This window comes from Bacillus sp. FSL R9-9492, assembly GCF_038007365.1.
Classification (GTDB): Bacteria; Bacillota; Bacilli; order Bacillales; family Bacillaceae_G; genus Bacillus_A; species Bacillus_A mycoides.
Window position 1 is genome coordinate 1813848 of sequence record NZ_JBBOXC010000001.1, and the last position, 22250, is coordinate 1836097.

A 22250-nucleotide genomic window follows, 5' to 3' on the forward strand; every position below is an offset into this window, starting at 1 on the left:
GTTGTTTTATTATATCGTAGATGATGATGAAGTTTTCCGCTCTATGCTTTCACAAATTATTGAAGATGGTGATCTTGGGGAAGTAATTGGAGAATCGGAAGACGGAGCTTTTATTGAAGCCGACCAACTAAATTTTAAAAAAGTAGATATTTTATTTATTGATTTATTAATGCCAATGCGAGACGGGATTGAAACAGTTCGCCATATTGCGTCCTCTTTTTCAGGGAAAATCATCATGATTTCTCAAGTTGAATCGAAACAGCTTATTGGTGAGGCGTATACACTTGGTGTTGAATATTATATTACTAAACCATTAAATAAAATTGAGGTTATATCTGTTGTACGTAAAGTAATGGAACGTATTCGTTTAGAGCGCTCTATACATGATATTCAAAAATCATTGAATAACGTTTTTAAGTGGGAACAGCCGCAAGTTCGAAATGAGCCAATGCAGGAAGGAAAAAGAATAGCAGATTCAGGGCGCTATTTATTATCAGAACTCGGTATTGCGGGAGAGAATGGAAGTAAAGATTTACTTAGTATGTTGGAATATTTATATGGACAAGAAAAAGAGCAAACGTTTGAATTTGGATTTCCTGCGCTAAAAGATATCTTTCACCATATAACTATAAGAAAATTAGAGAATATAGCTTCAGATGCAGATATAGATAAGGAGAGAAAAGCATCTGAACAAAGGGTACGTAGAGCGATTTATCAATCGTTAAATCACTTAGCTTCCCTTGGATTAACAGACTTTTCAAATCCGAAATTTGAAAGCTATGCTCCGAAATTTTTTGATTTCACTGTAGTTAGAAAACGAATGACAGAAATGACAAAGGATGAAGTAGCAACTTCTGGCCATATACGAATTAATACGAAGAAATTTATTCAAGTGTTGTATTTTGAGGCGAAAAGGTTGATGGAGATAGAGTGAAAAAAGGTGCTTATATACAAGCATCTTTTTTTATTAAATCTACATTTTATATTTTCTCTTGGAGCATGTAAAATGTTAGTTAAGAGAAACTGGTTTTAAAGTAAGGAAGTGTCAAAACAATGGGTTTTACATTAAATAAATCGATTATTAAAGAAGTATGCGGAGAAACCTCATATAAAAGAGGCGAAGCTTATTATAAATCAAATAAAGTAATAATAAATCATTATGATGAAAATAAAGAAATTTGCGAAGCGACGGTAAAAGGGAACGAAGATTTTCATGTTACAGTAGAAAAAGCTAAAAAAGGTGATGTTGTTGCGAAATGTAGTTGTCCTTCGTTAGCGTCTTTTCAAACATACTGTCAACATGTTGCGGCAGTATTGATACAAATAAATTATAATCAGCAAACCGGTGGAATGGTGCCTATTAGTAGCGGGAATATGAGTGGAAATGATCAATTAACAAGCGGGATGTTTCATTTATTTGCAGAAAAACCATTAAGACCAAAAAGTAAACAACACCGTTTTGATACACGTGAAATACTTCATGTTGAATTTATATGTACGCCAGTAGTTACGAAAAATGGTGGGGCACTGCTAGGTATTCAGTTTAAACTCGCCAAGATGTATTTTGTAAATCATATTAGAGAATTTCTTTCCAATGTGGAGAAAAGAGAGTCCTATAATTGTTCGAATAAATTTACATATACACCGGATGTACATAGCTTTAAGCAAGAAACGGATGCGATTATTCAGCAGCTCATTAAAATTTATCATAATGAAAAAATGTATGAGGATACACTGGAAGTACATGCAAAACAAGATGATAGTATGATTTTAATACCGCCAGCTTCATGGAAGGATATGCTTTCTTTACTTTCTAAAGTTGAGTTTGTGGGACTTAATCAAGATGGAAAATCTTTTCACGGTTTACAAATTTCAAAAGGGCTACTTCCTTTACATTTTGAGTTTAATAAAGGGAGTAACGGTGGGTTTACACTTTATATTGACGGCTTACAACAAGTAGAAGTACTGGATACGTATAGTTATGCTCTATTTGGAGGGAAACTGTATCAGTTGAATGCTGAGGATTGTAAGCGACTTATCGAATTACAAAAAATGATGAATCGTTCTAGTAGTAACCAATTGTATATTCCAGCAGATAAGATGGAGCACTTTGTAGCAAAAGTTGTACCAGGGTTAATGAAGCTAGGAACTGTGCGAATAGATGAGGTAGTATCAGATTGTGTGGAAACGCCTTCGCTAAAAGCAAAATTGTATTTAGATCGAGTGAAAAATCGTTTGTTAGCAGGTCTCGAATTTCATTATGGAAACGTCGTGATTAATCCGTTAGAAGAGGATGGGCAGCCATCTGTTTTTAATCGTGATGAGAAAAAGGAAAAAGAGATTTTAGACATTATGAGTGAAAGTGCCTTCGCGAAAACGGAAGGCGGTTATTTTATGCATAATGAAGAAGCTGAGTATAACTTTTTATATCATGCTGTTCCAACGTTAAAAGGTTTAGTTGATATTTATGCGACGTCAGCCATCAAATTACGAATTCATAAGGGAGACACAGCTCCTCTTATAAGAGTTAGAAGGAAAGAGAGAATTGATTGGTTATCATTCCGCTTTGATATAAAAGGTATTCCAGAGGCAGAAATTAAAGGGGTATTAGTCGCTCTTGAGGAGAAACGAAAATATTATCGTTTAGCAAGTGGTGCTCTACTATCACTTGAGAGTAAAGAGTTTAATGATATTAATCAGTTTATAAAAGAATCTAGTATTCGAAAAGAATTTTTAAAGGGCGAAGAAATAGATGTCCCTCTTATTCGTAGTGTGAAATGGATGAATTCACTGCAAGAAGGAAACGTATTAAGTTTAGATGAGTCTGTTCAAGAATTGGTAGAGAACATTCAAAATCCTAAAAAGCTGAAGTTTGCGGTGCCAAGTGGCTTAGATGCGATAATGAGAGAGTATCAAACATACGGATTCCAGTGGATGAAAACACTTGCCTATTATCGTTTTGGCGGCATTTTAGCTGATGATATGGGACTGGGGAAAACGTTGCAAAGTATTGCTTTTATAGACTCTGTTTTGCCGGAAATTCGAGAGAAGAAACTGCCTATATTAGTTGTTTCTCCGTCGTCCCTCGTTTACAACTGGCTTAGCGAGTTAAAAAAATTCGCTCCACATATTAGAGCAGTTATTGCCGATGGAAATCAAGCAGAGCGCCGAAAAATTTTAAAAGGTATAACGAAATTTGATGTAGTAATTACGTCATATCCTTTACTGAGAAGAGATATAAGGTTATATGCGCAGCCATTTCATACGCTATTTCTTGATGAAGCACAAGCATTTAAAAATCATACGACGCAAACTGCAAGAGCGGTAAAAACAGTGCAGGCGGAGTACCGTTTTGGATTAACAGGAACACCTGTAGAAAATTCATTAGAAGAGCTATGGTCTATCTTCCACGTTGTCTTCCCAGAATTATTACCGGGAAGAAAAGAGTTCGGTGATTTAAGACGAGAAGATATTGCGAAGCGGGTAAAACCATTCGTGTTAAGAAGGTTAAAGGGTGATGTATTACACGAACTCCCAGAAAAAATTGAGCACTTACAATCATCAGAACTTTTACCAGATCAAAAGAGGCTTTACGCAGCTTATTTAGCAAAGTTAAGAGAAGAAACGTTAAAACATTTGGATAAAGATACGTTACGTAAAAATAAAATTCGGGTTTTAGCTGGTTTAACGAGACTACGGCAAATTTGTTGTCATCCTGCTTTGTTTGTTGATGACTATAAAGGTAGTTCAGCTAAATTTGATCAGCTGCTAGAAATTTTGGAGGAATGTAGAAGTACAGGAAAGAGAATTCTTATCTTTTCCCAATTTACGAAGATGCTTTCGATAATCGGACGTGAATTAAATCGTCAAGCAGTTCCATACTTTTATTTAGACGGGAGTACACCAGCGCAAGAACGTGTAGAGCTATGCAATCGGTTTAACGAAGGAGAAGGGGATCTATTTCTTATTTCGTTAAAAGCAGGTGGCACAGGACTAAATTTAACAGGTGCAGATACAGTTATATTGTACGACTTGTGGTGGAATCCAGCTGTTGAACAACAAGCAGCGGATAGGGCGTATCGAATGGGACAAAAAAATACAGTGCAAGTTATTAAGTTAGTAGCCCACGGAACAATTGAAGAAAAAATGCACGAGTTACAAGAGAGTAAGAAAAACTTAATCGCTGAAATTATCGAGCCAGGAGAAGAGAAGTTATCTTCTATTACGGAGGAAGAAATCCGTGATATTCTTATGATTTAATATGGAAAAAGCTATGCTTTCACAGAGATGAAAGCATAGCTTTTTTGTTGTAATAATTATATTTTGTTTTGTACAAAGTAAAGAGATAAAGTGAAACTTTAATCAGTGGGAGTTGTTCATCTCCCACTATTTATTTTATTTCTTTGTACCTTTACTTTTGTATGGCTTTGCAGCTTTCTTTTTCGCACTTGATTGCCAACGGTTCCATCCTTTACTTCCTGTACCTTGTCCTACACCTTTTTTCGGTTTTGCTTTCGTTTTACTCATATGATCACTCCGTTATATAAAAAATCTGATTTGATAATAGCCAATGTTTTAGAAAAATACTATCGATAAATGACTATGCTTGCTTTAAGTAAAAACAAACTGCTTGAATGCTATAGTATATCATGAAATTGCGGGTAAACTGAAAGGAATTATAAAGAAAATGAAAATAATAAGAAATACTGCGGATTCTATTTTTCGAACAATCACACTAGTTGTTGTATATATGTTAGTTTCAATTAGTGAAATGTTTTTTGGATTGAAGAGACAAAGGAAATAAAAATGTTATATTAAGAACAGTCGGTAAAGGCATAAAATAAAGAATTGAAAAATATTTTAAAACTTTTTGTTGACTTTATCTATTTTTTGTATAGAATAATCATTAATAAAATGTTTCAGAGATGTGACAACAAAACGACTATGAAAGGACGAGTAGTAGTAGGATGTAGTTAAAGCGAGTCAGGGACGGTGTGAGCCTGATACGAAGCCTATTATGAAGAACCTCCTGGAGTCGCTAACCGAAATCCTTTTTAGGAAAGTAGACTTAGCCGGGAACTTCGCCGTTACAAGAAGAACAGTATCGAGATTTTAATCTCCGTACTGTATAAGTGAGCAACCTCTGTTGCTAATTTGGGTGGTACCGCGGAACCAAAGTCTTTCGTCCCAGTTTTTTGGGAAAGAAGGGCTTTTTTTGTTGGCTTCTTTTCACAACATCCAAACATTTTAGGAGGAAACCACCATGTATCAATCATTAATGACAGTAAGAGAGACTCAAATCGCAATTAAGGAAGTTAAAACATTTTTCGAGGACCAATTAGCAAAACGCCTTGAACTATTCCGCGTATCTGCACCATTATTCGTAACGAAGAAATCAGGATTAAACGATCACTTAAACGGTGTAGAACGTCCAATTGAATTTGATATGTTACATTCAGGAGAAGAATTAGAAATTGTGCATTCACTAGCGAAGTGGAAAAGATTCGCATTACATGAATACGGATATGAAGCTGGTGAAGGTTTATATACAAACATGAACGCGATTCGTCGTGATGAAGAACTTGATGCAACACATTCCATTTACGTTGACCAATGGGATTGGGAAAAAATCGTTCAAAAAGAATGGCGCACTGTAGATTACTTACAAGAAACAGTACGAACAATTTATGGAATATTCAAAGATTTAGAGGATCACTTATTTGAAAAATATCCGTTCCTTGGAAAATATTTACCAGAAGAGGTTGTTTTCATTACTTCCCACGAACTAGAAGACAAATATCCAGAGTTAACACCGAAAGATCGTGAACATGCAATTGCGAAAGAACATGGTGCAGTCTTTATTATTGGAATTGGTGATGCACTCCGTTCAGGTGAAAAGCACGATGGACGCGCAGCTGATTACGACGATTGGAAATTAAACGGTGACATTTTATTCTGGCACCCAGTACTACAAGCTTCATTCGAATTATCATCAATGGGAATTCGTGTTGATAGTAAATCACTTGATGAACAGTTAACGAAAACTGGTGATGATTTCAAACGTGAGTATGATTTCCATAAAGGTATTCTAGAAGATGTACTACCATTAACAATTGGTGGTGGTATTGGACAATCAAGAATGTGCATGTACTTCTTACGTAAAGCACATATCGGTGAAGTTCAATCTTCTGTATGGCCTGACGATTTACGTGAAGCTTGCAAGAAAGAAAACATTCATTTGTTTTAATAGAAGTGAGAGTAGCTCAAACACGGAGCTGCTCTCACTTTTTTGTTGTGTAAACGAATAGTTTACAGTGAGTTTTACCAATGGTTACTTTCTTTTCTTACTCCTTTTATGTAATAATTTGTTAAAGGAGGGAACGTTATGAGCGTAGGGCAACAACTAAAAAAATTACGAGAATCAAAAGGGTTTTCACAAGAAGATGTCGCTAAGAAAATCGGTGTAACGAGGCAGGCTGTGTACAAGTGGGAAAATGATAAGAGTTTCCCTGATATTGATAATTTAATTTTACTGAGCGAAATGTTTAATATTACGCTTGATGAGTTAATAAAAGGGAATCAAAGCTTTAAAGAGAAAATACATATTGATGAAGAAGATGAGGATTTTGAGAAAGAGAATGAGTTTGGTTTTTATATTGGATTTGGTTTGCTAATTATGAGTGCTTTCATTGATTACGAAGGAATTCAAGAGATTTTATTAGGGGCTGCGCTATTCATGATGGTCTTTTATTCCGACGTGAAGAAAGTTATTTTGAATGAATTTCGCTCGTTATTTAAAGGAAAAGATATATATGATAAGAAGTGAGAAGAGTCCGTTATATTTCCTAGGAAAAGGTATTGCGTATAATTTAATTGTTTTATAACGATTTATAGATATAGATAATATGTTAAAAAGCTGTTTGTATAGAGTCTTGAAATCTATGTGTAAAATGATAATAAAGTTATTTAATTTTAAAAGCTCAAACGAGTATAGCCCCGTTCTAAAGTTAGGACGGGGCTGAAAATTTAAGTTTTATGGAGTAAGAATGTGCTTCAAATATTTTTAATTCAGTAATGAATATTTCAGTAAAGGCTTTTTATAAAACATCACTTACTTATTTGTTACTGAGTTGTTCCGCCAAACCGATTAAAATTCCTTCGGTTCCACGAATGTAGCAGAGTCGATACGAGTTCTCATACTGAACTACTTCTCCAACGAGCTGAGCACCATGCTTAGTAAGTCTGGATACCATTTCGTCAATGTCCTCGACGGTGAACATGACGCGCAGATAACCGAGGGCGTTTACAGGAGCTGTCCGGTGATCTGCTATAGTAGGTGGGGTGAGAAATCGCGAAAGTTCAATTCGGCTGTGACCATCTGGCGTAACCATCATAGCAATCTCTACGCACTGAGAACCGAGTCCAGTTACGCGACCAGCCCATTCACCTTCGACAGTAGCTCGCCCTTCGAGTTTTAATCCAATCTCCTTGAAGAAAGAGATTGCGTTATCAAGAGATTCTACAACGATGCTGACATTGTCCATTCTTAGTAATCTGTTGTTTGCCATAGTCTTTATCTCCTTATGTGTAAAAATTTATCCCGCTATTTGCGGGCAATAAGACTCCCACCTCAAAATTCGGCGAATGCGAGGAAGTTAGGTGGGAGATAACTGCCCGATTGTTGAATAGAATGACTTGCTTCCGTTTTTTAACAATTTTATTGTTCTTCAAACGACTTTATTTTAAACTAAATAACCTTTTTCTCACTTTCCACTATGCAAACAGCTTTCTATTTATATTGGAAGGAAATAGATTCATATAATTTGTTGTAAGTTTTACTGGTGGAAATTAAATCATTTGCACTAAAGGTTCAATTTTCGCCATAAATGATTGATGAAGTGCTTCAACACCCGTTACTAAATGAAGACGGTCAATAACGACAGATACTTTAATTTCTGATGTACTTACCATTTTAATATGAATATTTTCTTCTTTTAAAGTAGTGAACATATTCGCAGCAACTCCTGGGTTAGATACCATACCAGATCCTACAATTGATACTTTTGCTAAATGATTTTCATGTTCTACAGATTCGTAGTGAAGTGCTTCTTGATTTTGTTCCAATACTTCTAATGTTTCTCTTAAATCATTAGAATGGATTGAGAAGGAGAGGTGAACAGTTCCTTCATTTGTAATACTTTGAATAATAATATCTACATTAATATGTGCTGCTGCTAATGTAGAGAAAACTGTTGAAAGTGCACCTTGTTCTAATCCTTTAATTGTGACGCGTGTAATATTATCCTCAAATGCAATACCTTTAACGATTGATTGTTGTTCCATGTTACATTCTCCCCTTACAATTGTTCCGTTTTCTTGTTCCATACTTGAGCGAACTTCTAAAATTACATTATGATTTTTAGCAAATTCAACAGCGCGTGGGTGTAATACGCCAGCACCGAGGTTGGCAAGCTCTAACATTTCGTCATAAGAAATTTCATCTAATTTATAAGCATCTTGTACAACTCGTGGATCAGTCGTATATACGCCGGTCACATCCGTATAAATATCACATTTTTTTGCTTTTAGTGCAGCAGCTAATGCGACAGCAGTCGTATCGGAGCCACCGCGACCAAGTGTGGTAATTTCATTTTCTTCACTTATTCCTTGGAAACCAGCTACTATAACAATCGTGCCTTCAGTAAGGTGAGACTGAATACGAGTGGTGTTAATGTCAGTAATCCGTGCACTACTATGTACAGATTCTGTCGTAATACCAGCTTGCCATCCTGTTAATGAAATTGCGTTATAACCTTTTGTTTGTAGTGCTATTGTTAATAATGAAATAGTTACTTGTTCTCCTGTAGATAGGAGCATATCCATTTCACGTTTACTTGGATTTTCAGTAATAGCGTTAGCAAGTGCTACAAGTTTATCCGTACTTTTTCCCATTGCTGAAACGACAGAGACAATACTATGTCCTCGTTCATATTCTTCAATAATTAAATTTGCTACATGTTGAATGCGTTCGACGCTTCCGACAGAAGTACCGCCAAATTTTTGTACAATCGTTTCCATTACGAATTCCTTCTTTCGTCCATTTTTAAGAATAGGTTAGGACATATACAAATCCCAATATTCCTGTAGTTACCAGAGAGAAAAATAAAAAACACCATCTCAAATAAGTGAGGATGGTGCTGTTACAGGAAAAGGGAAACAGAAAACGGAGCTAATAAAAAAACCGCCAAAAAAGGAATATCATAAAAATGATATCTCTTTTTTGTAGATAGCTCTTCATACGTACACGTCTGTACATATGACAGTTCTGTTTCTATTCGAAAACAGCCCCAATTGATAAATGCAGAGAAATTTATCAATTTCGGCAACACTTCCTTTCCTCTAAAATCATAGACATCTCTGTGTCTCCTTTAGAATACTTATAAGCGTTGCAACCTCTATCTCACGTTTTAGGCGAGAGTGTATGATTTATGAAGTTGTTGGTAACATTTGTTTTATAATAATTTAAATTTTTCGGGGAATCAAGTGTTTTTTGTATTTTTTTGAAATTCTATCTTTTTATTAAATTAGTTTGTGAAAAATGTAGCAAAATCGATTCATTGCATGTACATTGAAAATATAGCGCATGGGAGGTGGAAGGATGGGGAAGAAAAAGCCTATTTATGTAGCCACAGAAATGAACACAACAACGGAGAAACTATGGGCATATACACAAGAGCCTGATATACATACAGAGTGGGATGCTCGTTTTACTGAGATTTCGTATTTAGAAAAAAAAGAGGGAGAACCACAGAAGTTTTTATATAAAACAAAGATCGGATTTGGACTTGAAATAGCCGGAGAAGGGGAATCGATAGGTGAAATAAGAAAAGAAACTGGAGAACGCATTTCCTCTTTAAAATTTTGGACAGACAATCAATTATCACTTATACAAATAGGGCGTGGTTATTGGAAGTATACACCGAATGAAGAACATATTCATTTTGAAACGCAATATGATTATGATACGAGATTTGGTCGTATAGGAAATGTGATAGATTTATATGTTTTTCGTCCACTATTAGGTTGGGCGACAGCATGGAGTTTTGATGCTTTAAAATTATGGTTAGAAAAGGGACTTCATCCTAAGTTGCTAATTAGAAGAACGATGACGTATTGGCTAGTTTGTTTTTTATTTGCTTTCGTATGGTTATATCAAGGGATTGTACCGAAATTGATGTTTACTCATTCAGAAGAAGTAAAGATGCTTTCTGCACTAATCGGATCGAATGAAAGTAGTATTTTTATACTTAAAATAGTTGGATTTTTAGAAATAATATGGGGTGTTATGTGGCTATTGCCACTTCAAAAGCGAAAACTATTTATATTGCATATTATATTGTTGATAGTTTTAACATTAGCGGCAGGTTCGACGAATATCGCTAGTTTTACGCAACCGTTTAATCCGATTACATTAAATTTTCTTCTAATAGGGTTATCGATTGTCGGTTATATAAATAGCACTAATTTGCCGAGCGCAAAAAATTGCAAGAGGACGAGAAAGGGATAAGTATATGGTTAATATTTATGAAAGATTATTAGGGGATTCTTATAAAAGGCTTCATCCAAAATTGCAGGAACGATATGCGATAACAAAGGAAAATAGCTTTATTGGCGAAGGGGAAATGGATGAAATTTACGGTGGCTCTTTTTTCGTTAAATTGATTTTGAAAATTGCATCGAAGTTTCGAATGTTTTTTTCTGAGCGAGGAAAGAAAGTGCCATTTACGATACATAATACCGCTGAGGGAGATGAACAGGGGAAAGAATTTGTAAGATGGAATCGTACGTTTTATTTTCAAAATAAGAAAAGGTATTTTAACGCCGTTATGAAGTTGGATGAAGAGAATAATGAAATTGTAGATTATTTTGGCGAACCGCATATACTCGTATCTACATTGAATTTTTACATTGATGAAAAAGGCGGGATGCATATTTCTTCAAAGAAACAATGGTTTTTTATGTTTGGAAGAAAAATACCGTTACCTAGATTTTTATACGGAGAGGCAAAAATTGTAGAAAATTATGATGAAACACTACAATGCTTTCGAATTCATGTACAAGTACGAAATCCGTTAATTGGTCCACTATTTTCATATAAGGGAACATTTGTAGAAAGGAAATAAACGAGATGAAAAATATACTATTTGGACTTGCTTGTTATATTGTATTTCTAATATACGAGTGGTCGAATGTAAATCCTGTTGAAGCAATTATTTTATTATCTATTTTGTTATTTATCCCGATGTCTTTTTGTATTATTGACAAGAAAAAAAGAAATGGATCGTATGTATTATTTTATAAATTTGTCTCGTTTTTATATCCAATCGCAGCAATCAGTGCAATGCTAGCTTTCGTAACAAATCACTATTTCTTTGCGCTACTTTGGTTTGCATATACAGGAATCGTTGCATTATTTGGTGTAAGTAGATTGCTAGAAAGAGGATGGAAGCCTCTAGAAGAAGTAGCTATAGATAGTGCGTTTATTTATTTGTTTTTAGGTGGTTTTTGGTTTTTTGCTTCAGTAGCAAAGGTTTCAATTATGCACTTTAGTTCTGACATTGTTTTACTAACAGCGGCACACTTTCATTATTCGGCGTTTTTATTACCATTATCAGCGGGTTTAATAGGGAGGAAAAGAGAAAAGAGAAGTAAAGTATATGATGCTATTATGTTTATCATAGTCATTTCACCTATGACAGTTGCGATAGGAATTACATACTCAAGGATATTTGAATTTTTTGCAGTGTTCATATATTTATGTGCGATTTATGGATATGGAGTTTACGTGTGGAGAACGAAATTCAATACTATAAGTGCGAAGGTACTTTTAGTTCTTTCTTCTAGCACACTTATGGTAACAATAATGTTTTCACTCATATATTCATACGGAAATTTCAAACAAGTAATGACGATTACAATTGCAAAAATGGTTTGGATTCACGGTGTTGTAAATGGAATTGGAGTAGCGTTACCAGCATTTGTTGGTTGGATGATTGAAAAGAGTACTCCGAATTATAAATATTACGGGAAAACAATGAGCAGGTTAAGAGGAAATGCGACAGTTGGTGAAGCATTTTTACATAACAGAAATTTAATAGATAGCAAGGAATACAAAGGTTTAGTTGATAAAATGAATGATTTTCATAGTGAGGCAGTTGACATGGCGAAGATTCCTTTAAGTATTATTCGTTTTTATGAAAATACAAAAGAGTATGAGTTACAATCGCATATTAAATGGACTCGTTGGTTCCGTCCGGTTGCATTTTGTTATGAGAAAATGAGTAAGCGTGTAGGACAAATACATTTAGGAATGGGCGGCAAGTGGGAAACGATGCATGGCTCTATCATTGGGATAATAGATGAGAAGGATGGAAGAGAGAATGTAAGGGCTTGGCTAAGAAAAAATGAAGCAGGGGAGACAATTTTTGTAGCTCTTTATTCAAAGCATACATACAAGAAAGATACATATATGAATATCGCATTACCTTTACCATATTCGAATATGACAGGTATTTTGAAGTTATGCAATGATGATAATGCTTTAATCATTACAAGTAAGTTAAGAGAGAATGGCAGGGGGGATGAGGGGATTTATTTATATACTCGTTTCTTTACAATACGTTTACCATTAGCAGAGACATTTATCATTAAAGAGAGCGCGGACCAAATGTTAACAGCTCACCATAGAATGTGGATATTCGGAGTCAAGTTTTTAGAAATTGATTATGAGATTAAGAAAATAGAGGAGAAGTAAGAGAAGCTTGGAGAGATTCCAAGCTTTTTATGTATGGGTAATTGTCATAGCAACTTGTTTATCCAAGTCTTGGTCCCAAACACGCTGAATTTCAAACGTACCTTTTTCAAAAAATAATGGGAATCTCTCTTTAAACCAATCTTGCATAGGAAGATTGAGTGCTGTATCAATTGGCACCCATAATAATTCGCCTTCAGGAGGATTCAAAAGGAGTTCACCTTCAAATGAATCTGTCCAATAGTTAAATACCATATATCGAACATTTTCCTTAGGATTTACATATTCGTCTAACCCCTTGAAATTTAAATTAGAAACGTGGAGTCCGGTCTCCTCTTTCGATTCTCGTATAGCAGCTTGTAATATGCTTTCTGGGAAATCTACTTTTCCACCAGGAGCTATGTAGCCAGGAAAACCTCGATGGTCGGGGCGTTTTATAAGTAAAGCGTCATTATTTCGCTGGATCATACACATTGTATAGATGCGGTGCTCGATATTATGAGAATTTTGAGGCATAATAATGTATTCTCCTTTATCTTTTTTTGATAATTTTACCATAACATAATAGTTTCTTATATAATTAAAAATAGAATATTATTAATTTTCGGTTATTCATTATAAAGTCTATAATCATTTGAAAAGAGGAGAGAGATATGCAAGGAGAAATACCAACAGAGAAAAATTTAGGTTATGTCGGTAAAGTGTTATTGCCAGTTAAAGTGTCACCGCACTTTAAGTTTTTATGGATTGGGCAATTACTTTCGACTTTAGGTAGTTCGATAACGATGGTTATTCTGCCAGTCGTTGTGTATTCATTAACTGGTTCAACAGTTGTAATGGGAATGACTATGGCAATATACATGCTTCCTAATATTCTTGCGTTACCGTTTGCTGGATTAGTCGTGGATCGAATTGACCGGGTGAAATTGATGTTATTTACAGATATAATTCGCTGTATATTAATGCTCTTATTTGCAACACTTATATTTATGGACATTTTAACAATTCCACTTTTATATGTACTTGTTGCATTATATGGACTTATGGAAGGGATATTTCAGCCGGCATATTCAGCTGTAAGAGCGAAAGTATTTGTACCGGAAATTCGAAATGCAGCTAACGCATTAACGCAAATGAGTAATCAGGGTATACGATTAATTGGACCGGCTCTTGGAGGGTTGATAGTATCAGTTACATCTGCAGGGATAGGCTTCGGACTAGATGCAGCAACGTATTTGTTATCATTTTTATGTTTATTATTTTTAAAAGAAATAAAGTTTAATAAAATACAGAAATTTGAAAGAAATAAAGTCAATTACAAACAAGATTTTATGGAAGGGATTCTTGTTCTAAAAAGCCATCCGTGGTTGTGGATTACTATTCTAGTCTTTTCTTTCGTTAATATTTGTTATGCAGGCATTATCGTTGTATTAATTCCATGGTTGTTTAATGTTCATCATCATTTTGAAGCTTACGTATATGGATTGGGTATGGCTGCTTCTGGTGCTGGAGCTGTAATTGCAGCGCTAATTTTTGGTGGGAGGCAGCAGTGGCATAAGAGAGGATTACTTGCGTATGGCGGTGTTTTAATAAGTGGAATGGCACTATTAATTATGCCTTTCGTTTCTTGGGCACCTGTCTTAATTGGATTAATGGCAATTGAAGGATTCGGTATTATGATATTTGGGCTCATTTGGGAAACAAGTTTACAAGAGCTTGTACCAGAAGAAGCATTTGGAAGAGTGGCAAGCCTTGATATGTTAGGTTCATTTGCTTTATTACCATTAGGATATGTGGTTGTAGGCTGGTTAGCTACTGTAATAGGTGGAAAGATAACAATTATAATGCTAGCTATTTTAGTACTCATAACAATTGGAATGGCATTGTCTGTACCAAGTATTCGGCGGTTCGATTGATTATGTAGGCAAAAAGGGGGGGGATGGTATATGACTATAGAAAATCTACATGATTTAGTAGTACATGAGTTGGGATGTAAATACGTTTTGGGAGAAAAGGTATTTGAAGCAAGGAATTTCACGGTGTATATTGCTACTCCTATAGAAAATAAAATGACATATAATCGATTCATCTTAATTAAGCATTTGTCTAATGAAGAGCCTTCCGTACATGTTTGGGACAAAAAAATATGTGTAGACGCTACAAAAATACATATTGCAAAAGAAGTGACAGAAGCAATTCAATCGGGTTTTGTAAATAAAGAGTAAGCCCTAATCAAATTAGGACTTACTCTTCATTAAACACAAATGTTTGCTTCATTTTTTTACTCTCATGTACTGGATGACCGTTGTAAGAGAAATTCTTTTCTTCCCAAGTAATGACAACTTTAAAATTATGGCTATTAAAGTCTAATGGGAATACCATGTAGTCAAAGCTTGTATGACTTTTTGAAACGTTGTTATTAGATGAAGTAGGATTAAAGGTAGCTTTAGATGTAGGTGTGTTATCAAGTATTTCCACCGATACATTTGCAACATCATTACCAATATTTTTTAAGAGTAAACTATACGTATCATATACACCTTGTTTTGGCTGCACGGCTTGCTTGTTTGAGTTATGAGATTTGTCAATTTCGATATACCACTGTTTAGACTTTGACGCAATTGGTAGTGATTGAAATGTGTATGCACTAGCTTGTATTGGTAGTGCTAAGCAGATTAGTGCAAAGAGAGAAAATATTTTTCGTTTCATCTTTAGAGAGCTCCCATTCTTTAAAGGATTTATTTGTTATTATCTTCTCTTTTTAAGATAATATACCATGTAGTTTAGGGGAGGGTATATTGAAAGAATTAGTAAGTATGGGAAGCAGCATGTTTCTACAACTGTTATTTTCGTATATATTTATTTCTGTTGTTTTATTGGAACTCAATCCATGGTATGCGGTAGTGGTTTATGTGGCTATTGCTATAATCAGTCTTCTGCTAGGAATATACTCGATTGCTTTCCCTATGAAGAGTAGCTTGAATACTATTTTTCTAATACTACCAGGTGGAATTATAATAACATTATTTTCAATATTAATTATTGGATTTACAGTGTTTGCTTACTTTTTACGAGAAGGAGATATTCCGGCTGTAATTCGTTTGTAGTATAAGTGAATCGATAGAGCTCCTATCTTTTCGTTATTAATCTTCCCAAGTATGTCACACGCACATTTAAAAAAACAAGGAAACTGTGTAGAGATTTTTCGGCATAGTTTCCTTATTTTGTTTTTTTGATTAATAATAAATGCTTGCTAAAGGATACGAAAAAGCATATCAGGGGGATTAATTTATTAATATAAAGTAGCGTCCAACTTATAAAAGATAGATATAGGTGGAGGGGTACGAGTATTAGTTAAAAGAGATATTAATATGAAAATATTACCAATAAATATGTTAAAATAACATTGTCATATAACAAGGGGGGATTCGTTTGATGGAAAAAGAGCATCTTGCTAAAGTAGATTTAACGAAAAAAATTGAATCAAAATCTAAGTACAATAAGAAACTTGAAAAATATCAAATGCGTTTATTGGCACTACAACAAATATTAAAAGAAGAGAAAATAGCCGTTATGATGGTTATGGAAGGTTGGGATGCGGCAGGTAAAGGCGGAGCAATTAAGCGAGTGACTGAACATCTTGATCCACGCGGATTCCAAGTAAATCCAATTGGAGCACCTGCTCCTCATGAAAAACGGTATCATTATTTGCAACGTTTTTGGCGGAAACTTCCTCAGTACGGGCAAATTACTATATTCGACCGTTCATGGTATGGGCGTGTATTAGTTGAACGTGTTGAAGGCTTTGCTACAAACGAAGAGTGGACGAGAGCGTATGATGAAATTAATGATTTCGAAAAACTATTAACAGATGATCATTACATAATAGGAAAGTTTTTCTATCATATTAGTAAAGATGAGCAGTTAAAGAGATTTACAGAAAGAGAGAACAACCCTCTTAAAAGGTGGAAAATTACAGATGAAGACTGGCGAAATCGTGAAAAATGGGATGAGTATGTCGAAGCAATAGAAGACATGTTTGAAAATACAAATAAGCCGAATGCAAAATGGCATATTATCGCGAGTAATGATAAATTATACGCCCGTTTGAAAACATTGAAAGTAATTATTTCATTAATTGAGGATTATTTCTTAGAGCATAATATAGAATTACCTTCTTATTATAATGAAATAAAAGAAGGAAAGAAAAAGAAAATTGAATCTGTGCAAGATGCAGGAGTCAAATAGTAAAAAGGTTTGTATAGGAAATATGAAGGGAAGCTGTCTTGTAATTTGGTTTTACCAAATTACAAGACAGCTTTTTAGTTGGAAGTATTTTATATATTTATATAAAGCGAGTGTACCAATTATTTTAGTTTGTGCTGTAGTAAGTTTGTTGTTTTAGGAAGGGGAAACTTTAAGAAAGAGTAGTAGGGGAATAGGCTAAATATGAATCGCATTTTAATTATGGAACGTTAGCTGCCAAAAAAATTTATAGAATTATTTTGGGAACTCCTCGGTAATGGGCGAAACGTAAACCGTGGAGTTCTTTATTTTGTGATTATAGGCATATGTATCACTGTCATTAAATATTTGCTTTCATTCATTATCCGTCAAGATCAAGTTTTCGAAGTTTAGAAAGATAAACTGAATAATATTAATAAGATGTATAATTGTTTTTTACATGTCATGAATGGGCACGTATCAAGTTCAAATAACGGATGCATAATATTATTTTCATAGGATTTTAAATATATTTTTCAAAGGGGTGTTCTTTAAATGTTTATAAAACCTATAAATTTAGCGATTCGATTTTTTCTAGAATTAGGTGCTCTTGCATCACTATGTTACTGGGGCTTTCAATTTTGGGAAAGTGTATATGTGAAATTTATTTTTGGCATTGGCTCACCACTACTTTTTGCGACAATATGGGGGATTTTCATTGCACCTAAAGCATCATTAAAACTGCCAGAACCATATAGGTTTATGTTGGAAATCATATTGTTTGGAGTTACCTCAGTTGCTCTATATGTTGTTGATCAAATAACCTTAGCTATTATTCTTGGAATGGTATTTGTAATAAATCGCACTTTAATCATTATTTGGAAACAATAATTTTTTTGCTAAGTTTCTTCACGAAAGGAACTTAGCATTATTTAAGGTGTAGGAGTAACGAAATATGGATAAATTTAAGCGCTTTAAATTTTGGGATTTTGTTGTTTTATAGTACATTAACAAGAGATATTAGTTTCATAGGGAGGGTGAGGAAATGATAGATACAGCAGATGCTTTAATAAGTAAGCGTATGTATACAGAAGAAGAGCAACAAAAATTATATAAACGAACGTTAATAATCGTAAGTATTTCACAAATGTTTGGCGGAGCCGGGTTAGCCGCTGGAATTACAGTAGGTGCACTTCTTGCGCAGCAAATGCTTGGGACGGATGCGTATGCAGGATTACCGGCTGCTATGTTTACAATGGGATCTGCGGTAGCGGCTTTCTTTGTTGGGAAGATATCGCAAAAATATGGTCGCCGAATAGGACTTGCAACAGGGTTTATAGTAGGAGGACTAGGAGCTATTGGAGTTGTATTGGCTGCGTTAACAAATAGTATTATTCTATTACTAGTTTCTTTACTCATATATGGTGCGGGTACAGCGACGAATCTACAAGCTCGTTATGCTGGTACCGATTTAGCAGATAAGAAACAACGAGCAACTGCTATTAGTATTACGATGGTTATGACGACTTTTGGTGCGGTAGCTGGTCCAAATTTAGTAGGCATAATGGGAGATTTTGCCCATTCAATTGGAATTCCTAACCTTGCTGGTCCGTTCATATTATCAGCAGCGGTATTTATACTTGCGGGTCTTGTACTTTTTGTTATGCTTCGTCCAGATCCATTAATTATTGCTAACATAATAGAAACATATAAACAAGAACATACATATAAAGGGCAACCAGTAACAGAAGAAATGATAGAAAATAAACGTGGTGTTACTGTTGGAGCAATCGTAATGATACTTACTCAAATAGTGATGGTTGCGATTATGACGATGACGCCAGTTCATATGGGGCATCATGGTCATGGTTTAAGTGCAATAGGGCTTGTAATTGGTTTTCATGTAGGTGCAATGTATCTTCCGTCTCTCGTTACAGGAATGTTAATTGATAAAATCGGCCGAACTACGATGAGTATAGCTGGTGGAGTAATTTTACTAGCGGCGGGTGTCATAGCTGCGATAGCGCCGAGTGATTCTTTACTATTATTAATTGTTGCTCTGTCTTTACTTGGGTTAGGGTGGAACCTCGGTTTAATAAGTGGTACAGCTCAAATTGTTGATGCAACTATACCTTCTACACGTGCAAAAACACAAGGAAAAATAGATGTATTTGTTGCGTTAGCTGGAGCTTCTGGTGGAGCGATGTCAGGTATGGTAGTAGCTAATTCAAGTTATGCGGCATTATCATTAGCGGGAGGGGCTGTAGCCTTACTGCTTATTCCAGTTGTGATATGGTCTCGGACAGGTAAATAAAATTCAGATAAAAGAAGCGGCGTTCAAAGGGAGATAATCAATCTTTGAATGCCGCTTTTTTGTGATCAACTAATAGTCTAACTGGAATCGTTGATATAATTTCATTTATCGTAATGTTAGTTGTATAAAAGGAAATTTCAGTTTAAATCCCACTCCACAATAAGCCCTAAATGCATACACCCATCGCCAAATCCGTACAGTAAAAGTGTATCTCCATTATTTAATTTTCCTTCTTTTCTAAATCGTTATTAGATAATATTTGATCTGGAACATAAGTACCAATTGCAGTAATACGAGATTGAGAATTCATAAGAACATCTCCTAATTTTTATAACATGATACTAATATCAGGTTATAAAATGTCAATTAAGATTTTCTGTTTAATAAAATTAATATATTTTAATAAACGGAAAGGGATTTGAGGAGTGATGTCCAAATAATATACGGAAAGCTTCTAAATTTGATAATGAAGGGGTTTGAGATTCTTGAAAAGAATCGTATATGTATTGTCTCTTGTTTTAATTTGTAGCTTTACTTATTTTATTTTACCAGAGAACTCTTATGCTTGTGATTGTACTAAAGCATCACCAGAAGAGAGGTTACAACAAAATGATGTAGTGTTTGAAGGTAAGGTATTAGAAGTTCAAGAGAAGGACGGAAGAATGAAAACATTATTTGAAGTGAAGAAAATTTGGAAAGGGACAAGTTCTTCGCAAATTATTATATATACAAGCAGTAGTAGTAGTAGTAGTAGTAGTTGTGCGTTTCGTTTTGCAGAGGGAGGAGAGTACCTAGTGTTCTCTTCTCATAGAGGAGAAGTGAAACTGTTGGAGACATCTAGCTGCAGTGGAACGAAGAGATTAGATGAGGCAGAGATAGAGAAAATGGCTTTACGTCATATTGCAAAAGAGTCTGTTCCGACGAAGAAAGTGGATTTAAAAGATGAAATGGTAAGCGGTTTAAGTTGGTGGCAAGTAACTATCATTTCTATAGGTGTGTTATTGTTAATTGCTGTTGTTATTTTTATTGTGAGAAGAACTCGCAAAAAATGACGATTAAAGTAAAAATATAAAGATTTTCTTTCGGTTTCTATAGGTGGTTTAATCTTGTGAAAGCGAATTACTTATGCTACACTTTATGTAACTTAAAATGAACGGAGGGGCTTCCTTTGATCTTAATCAGATTACGTCTCAATACTTTGTGCCGATAATTGAATAGCGCTCAAAGGCTCTGTCTGTGTACAGAGTGAACGGGATTGGTCTGCCTATTTTAAAGGAACCCTTTATTAAGCTTATATGTGAAAAAGAGGGAGGGACGAATACGCCCTCTTTTTGTTTTGCCTTTATAAATAGAATGGGATAGTATAGGTGAACACTTGTTGGATACGTATACTATCTTGGGACTTTTTGACCATGTATAGGACGAAAGCACTGCTTTCTTCTATTTCTTTGGTCAACCCTTATCCGTTTACAAAAACACAGGCAGTGACCTGTGTTTTTTATTTTGCGTAATCGAAATGGAGGAATAAATATATGGAAGAATTATTACAAAGAGCAATATTAGTTGGAGTAAATTTAGGTAAGGAAGCTGATTTTGCATATTCGATGGAAGAGTTAGCAAATCTTACGGAAGCTTGTGATGTGGAAGTAATCGGTCAAGTGACGCAAAATTTACAACGAGTAAATCCGTCGCATTATATTGGAAAAGGGAAGATTGAAGAAGTAGCAGCGTATGTGAAAGAAGCAGATGCAAATATGGTCATCTTTAATGACGAATTATCTCCTTCACAAATTCGAAATTTAGAAGAGGATTTAGATTGTAAAGTAATTGATCGTACCATTTTAATTTTGGATATTTTTGCGCAGCGTGCGAAAACGAAAGAAGCGCAGTTGCAAGTAGAAGTGGCCCATCTTCAGTACATGATGCCTCGCTTAATCGGTCTTCGTGAATCGTTAGGAAGACAGAGCGGGGGAGTTGGCACGAAAAATAAAGGTGTCGGTGAGAAGAAGTTGGAATTAGACCGTCGTAAAATTGAAGAACAAATTGCAGCTCTAAATAAAGAATTAGAGGCACTTGTTGCACAGCGTCAAACGCAGCGTAAACAACGTAAGAAAAATGAAATGCCAGTTGTATCATTAGTAGGATATACGAATGCAGGTAAATCAACGATAATGAATACAATGCTTGAAATTTTTAATGGTACTGTAGAGAAACAAGTATTTGAAAAAGATATGTTATTTGCGACGTTAGAGACATCTGTACGAAATATTGATTTGCCGGATAATAAATCATTTTTATTAACGGATACTGTTGGATTTGTAAGTAAATTACCGCATCATCTTGTGAAAGCATTCCGTTCAACTCTAGAGGAAGTGGCGGAAGCAGATTTACTTATTCACGTTGTAGATTACTCAAATCCCAATTATGAGCAATTAATTGATATTACAAATGAAACGTTAAAGAAAATTGGCGTGGAAAATATCCCGACGATTTATGCATACAACAAATCAGATTTGGTAGATGTTGAAATTCCGAAAGTGCAAGAAGATCGCGTTTATCTATCTGCGAAGAAACATGTTGGAATTAAAGAGCTTGTAGAAGTAGTTCGTTCACACATTTATAAAGAGTATACGAAGTGTGAAATGTTAATTCCGTATGATCAAGGGCAGGTAGTTTCGTATTTCAACAATCATGCACACGTTTTATCTACGAGTTATGAAAACGAAGGTACGAAAATGGCACTAGAATGTAAGACGAGTGATTATGAGAAATATAAGCGTTTTTCTATTTAATAAAAAAAGGCGACCCTAATATGTTTTAGGATCGTCTTTTTCTTCATAATTGCAAGCCTTCCTTTCGTCCTGCCTTAGTATAAAAGAAAATACAAAGAGTTCATATAAA

The 22250-nt window shown here is 34.8% G+C and carries 22 protein-coding genes, 1 pseudogene, 1 riboswitch and 1 other annotated feature; of the genes and pseudogenes, 16 read left to right on the top strand and 7 right to left on the bottom strand.

Annotation, left to right across the window (positions count from 1 at the left end):
• Position 1: 1 nt before the first annotated feature.
• Both MKY70_RS09275 and MKY70_RS09280 read left to right on the top strand, forming a co-directional pair.
• Positions 2 to 934 carry a response regulator gene (locus MKY70_RS09275; RefSeq protein WP_002141232.1) on the top strand — a complete coding sequence of 311 codons (933 nt, stop codon included), beginning with the start codon at positions 2 to 4 and terminating at the stop codon, positions 932 to 934.
• Between the two features lie 119 nt (positions 935 to 1053).
• On the top strand, positions 1054 to 4260 hold the full coding sequence (locus MKY70_RS09280; RefSeq protein ID WP_088031581.1) for a DEAD/DEAH box helicase: 3207 nt from the start codon (positions 1054 to 1056) through the stop codon (positions 4258 to 4260).
• Between the two features lie 135 nt (positions 4261 to 4395).
• Here MKY70_RS09280 and MKY70_RS09285 read toward each other — a convergent pair whose 3' ends face one another.
• Positions 4396 to 4527 (bottom strand): DUF3934 family protein, encoded by a 132-nt coding sequence (locus tag MKY70_RS09285; protein WP_000047589.1) that lies wholly within the window; start codon positions 4525 to 4527, stop codon positions 4396 to 4398.
• A 103-nt stretch (positions 4528 to 4630) separates the two neighbouring features.
• Between MKY70_RS09285 and MKY70_RS09290 the strand changes: the two genes are divergently transcribed.
• The 3 genes from MKY70_RS09290 to MKY70_RS09300 all read left to right on the top strand — a co-directional run bounded on the left by MKY70_RS09290 (position 4631) and on the right by MKY70_RS09300 (position 6826).
• Positions 4631 to 4804: a hypothetical protein gene (locus MKY70_RS09290; protein ID WP_088031580.1), complete on the top strand. Its 174-nt coding sequence runs from the start codon at positions 4631 to 4633 to the stop codon at positions 4802 to 4804.
• Between the two features lie 131 nt (positions 4805 to 4935).
• Positions 4936 to 5193: a binding site (T-box leader), on the top strand.
• 70 nt (positions 5194 to 5263) lie between these two features.
• Positions 5264 to 6247 carry an aspartate--ammonia ligase gene (asnA, locus tag MKY70_RS09295; protein WP_341074493.1) on the top strand — a complete coding sequence of 328 codons (984 nt, stop codon included), beginning with the start codon at positions 5264 to 5266 and terminating at the stop codon, positions 6245 to 6247.
• Positions 6248 to 6385: 138 nt separating this feature from the next.
• Complete coding sequence (locus MKY70_RS09300; RefSeq protein WP_088031579.1) at positions 6386 to 6826, top strand: helix-turn-helix domain-containing protein; 441 nt, start codon at positions 6386 to 6388, stop codon at positions 6824 to 6826.
• Between the two features lie 289 nt (positions 6827 to 7115).
• On the opposite strand, the gene MKY70_RS09305 is transcribed toward MKY70_RS09300, so the two are convergent.
• Together MKY70_RS09305 and MKY70_RS09310 are read right to left on the bottom strand one after the other, a co-directional pair.
• Positions 7116 to 7568, bottom strand: a complete 453-nt coding sequence (locus MKY70_RS09305) for a VOC family protein (protein WP_088039161.1) — start codon at positions 7566 to 7568, stop codon at positions 7116 to 7118.
• Positions 7569 to 7848: 280 nt separating this feature from the next.
• Positions 7849 to 9078 carry an aspartate kinase gene (locus MKY70_RS09310; RefSeq protein ID WP_341024020.1) on the bottom strand — a complete coding sequence of 410 codons (1230 nt, stop codon included), beginning with the start codon at positions 9076 to 9078 and terminating at the stop codon, positions 7849 to 7851.
• Between the two features lie 201 nt (positions 9079 to 9279).
• Positions 9280 to 9466, bottom strand: a riboswitch (Lysine riboswitch).
• 192 nt (positions 9467 to 9658) lie between these two features.
• Here MKY70_RS09310 and MKY70_RS09315 point away from each other — a divergent pair.
• Genes MKY70_RS09315 through MKY70_RS09325 form a run of 3 tightly spaced genes read left to right on the top strand, consistent with a single transcriptional unit; the run spans position 9659 to position 12814 of the window.
• The gene (locus MKY70_RS09315) at positions 9659 to 10567 is read left to right on the top strand and encodes a DoxX-like family protein (RefSeq protein WP_341024021.1); all 909 of its coding nucleotides are present in this window, start codon (positions 9659 to 9661) and stop codon (positions 10565 to 10567) included.
• A gap of 4 nt (positions 10568 to 10571) precedes the next feature.
• Positions 10572 to 11183 (top strand): DUF4166 domain-containing protein, encoded by a 612-nt coding sequence (locus MKY70_RS09320; protein WP_088031577.1) that lies wholly within the window; start codon positions 10572 to 10574, stop codon positions 11181 to 11183.
• Between the two features lie 5 nt (positions 11184 to 11188).
• Complete coding sequence (locus MKY70_RS09325) at positions 11189 to 12814, top strand: YndJ family protein (protein ID WP_088031576.1); 1626 nt, start codon at positions 11189 to 11191, stop codon at positions 12812 to 12814.
• A 27-nt stretch (positions 12815 to 12841) separates the two neighbouring features.
• On the opposite strand, the gene MKY70_RS09330 is transcribed toward MKY70_RS09325, so the two are convergent.
• The gene (locus tag MKY70_RS09330) at positions 12842 to 13327 is read right to left on the bottom strand and encodes an 8-oxo-dGTP diphosphatase (RefSeq protein ID WP_088031575.1); all 486 of its coding nucleotides are present in this window, start codon (positions 13325 to 13327) and stop codon (positions 12842 to 12844) included.
• 137 nt (positions 13328 to 13464) lie between these two features.
• On the opposite strand from MKY70_RS09330, the gene MKY70_RS09335 reads away from it, so the two are divergent.
• Together MKY70_RS09335 and MKY70_RS09340 are read left to right on the top strand one after the other, a co-directional pair.
• Complete coding sequence (locus tag MKY70_RS09335; RefSeq protein WP_088031574.1) at positions 13465 to 14727, top strand: MFS transporter; 1263 nt, start codon at positions 13465 to 13467, stop codon at positions 14725 to 14727.
• Positions 14728 to 14757: 30 nt separating this feature from the next.
• The gene (locus MKY70_RS09340; RefSeq protein ID WP_002135550.1) at positions 14758 to 15036 is read left to right on the top strand and encodes a hypothetical protein; all 279 of its coding nucleotides are present in this window, start codon (positions 14758 to 14760) and stop codon (positions 15034 to 15036) included.
• A gap of 19 nt (positions 15037 to 15055) precedes the next feature.
• On the opposite strand, the gene MKY70_RS09345 is transcribed toward MKY70_RS09340, so the two are convergent.
• Positions 15056 to 15520 carry a hypothetical protein gene (locus MKY70_RS09345; protein WP_002086342.1) on the bottom strand — a complete coding sequence of 155 codons (465 nt, stop codon included), beginning with the start codon at positions 15518 to 15520 and terminating at the stop codon, positions 15056 to 15058.
• An 89-nt stretch (positions 15521 to 15609) separates the two neighbouring features.
• Here MKY70_RS09345 and MKY70_RS09350 point away from each other — a divergent pair, with 89 nt between their 5' ends.
• The 4 genes from MKY70_RS09350 (at position 15610) to MKY70_RS09365 (ending at position 19349) form a co-directional block, all read left to right on the top strand.
• Positions 15610 to 15918 carry a hypothetical protein gene (locus MKY70_RS09350; RefSeq protein ID WP_016103117.1) on the top strand — a complete coding sequence of 103 codons (309 nt, stop codon included), beginning with the start codon at positions 15610 to 15612 and terminating at the stop codon, positions 15916 to 15918.
• A 328-nt stretch (positions 15919 to 16246) separates the two neighbouring features.
• Positions 16247 to 17059, top strand: a complete 813-nt coding sequence (locus MKY70_RS09355) for a polyphosphate kinase 2 family protein (protein ID WP_016103118.1) — start codon at positions 16247 to 16249, stop codon at positions 17057 to 17059.
• A 531-nt stretch (positions 17060 to 17590) separates the two neighbouring features.
• Complete coding sequence (locus MKY70_RS09360) at positions 17591 to 17926, top strand: YrdB family protein (protein ID WP_326996432.1); 336 nt, start codon at positions 17591 to 17593, stop codon at positions 17924 to 17926.
• A 154-nt stretch (positions 17927 to 18080) separates the two neighbouring features.
• Complete coding sequence (locus MKY70_RS09365) at positions 18081 to 19349, top strand: MFS transporter (RefSeq protein ID WP_341024023.1); 1269 nt, start codon at positions 18081 to 18083, stop codon at positions 19347 to 19349.
• A 137-nt stretch (positions 19350 to 19486) separates the two neighbouring features.
• Here MKY70_RS09365 and MKY70_RS09370 read toward each other — a convergent pair.
• Both MKY70_RS09370 and MKY70_RS09375 read right to left on the bottom strand, forming a co-directional pair.
• Positions 19487 to 19588 (bottom strand): annotated as a pseudogene (locus MKY70_RS09370) (ketoacyl-ACP synthase III); the annotation flags it as partial.
• Positions 19570 to 19659 carry a 3-oxoacyl-ACP synthase gene (locus MKY70_RS09375; protein WP_002141258.1) on the bottom strand — a complete coding sequence of 30 codons (90 nt, stop codon included), beginning with the start codon at positions 19657 to 19659 and terminating at the stop codon, positions 19570 to 19572. The gene MKY70_RS09375 and the pseudogene MKY70_RS09370, both read right to left, overlap by 19 nt.
• 175 nt (positions 19660 to 19834) lie before the next feature.
• Between MKY70_RS09375 and MKY70_RS09380 the strand changes: the two genes are divergently transcribed.
• Both MKY70_RS09380 and hflX read left to right on the top strand, forming a co-directional pair.
• On the top strand, positions 19835 to 20401 hold the full coding sequence (locus MKY70_RS09380; RefSeq protein ID WP_341074495.1) for a cobalamin biosynthesis protein CbiN: 567 nt from the start codon (positions 19835 to 19837) through the stop codon (positions 20399 to 20401).
• A gap of 480 nt (positions 20402 to 20881) precedes the next feature.
• Complete coding sequence (gene hflX / locus MKY70_RS09385) at positions 20882 to 22141, top strand: GTPase HflX (RefSeq protein WP_061675719.1); 1260 nt, start codon at positions 20882 to 20884, stop codon at positions 22139 to 22141.
• Positions 22142 to 22250 lie beyond the last annotated feature (109 nt).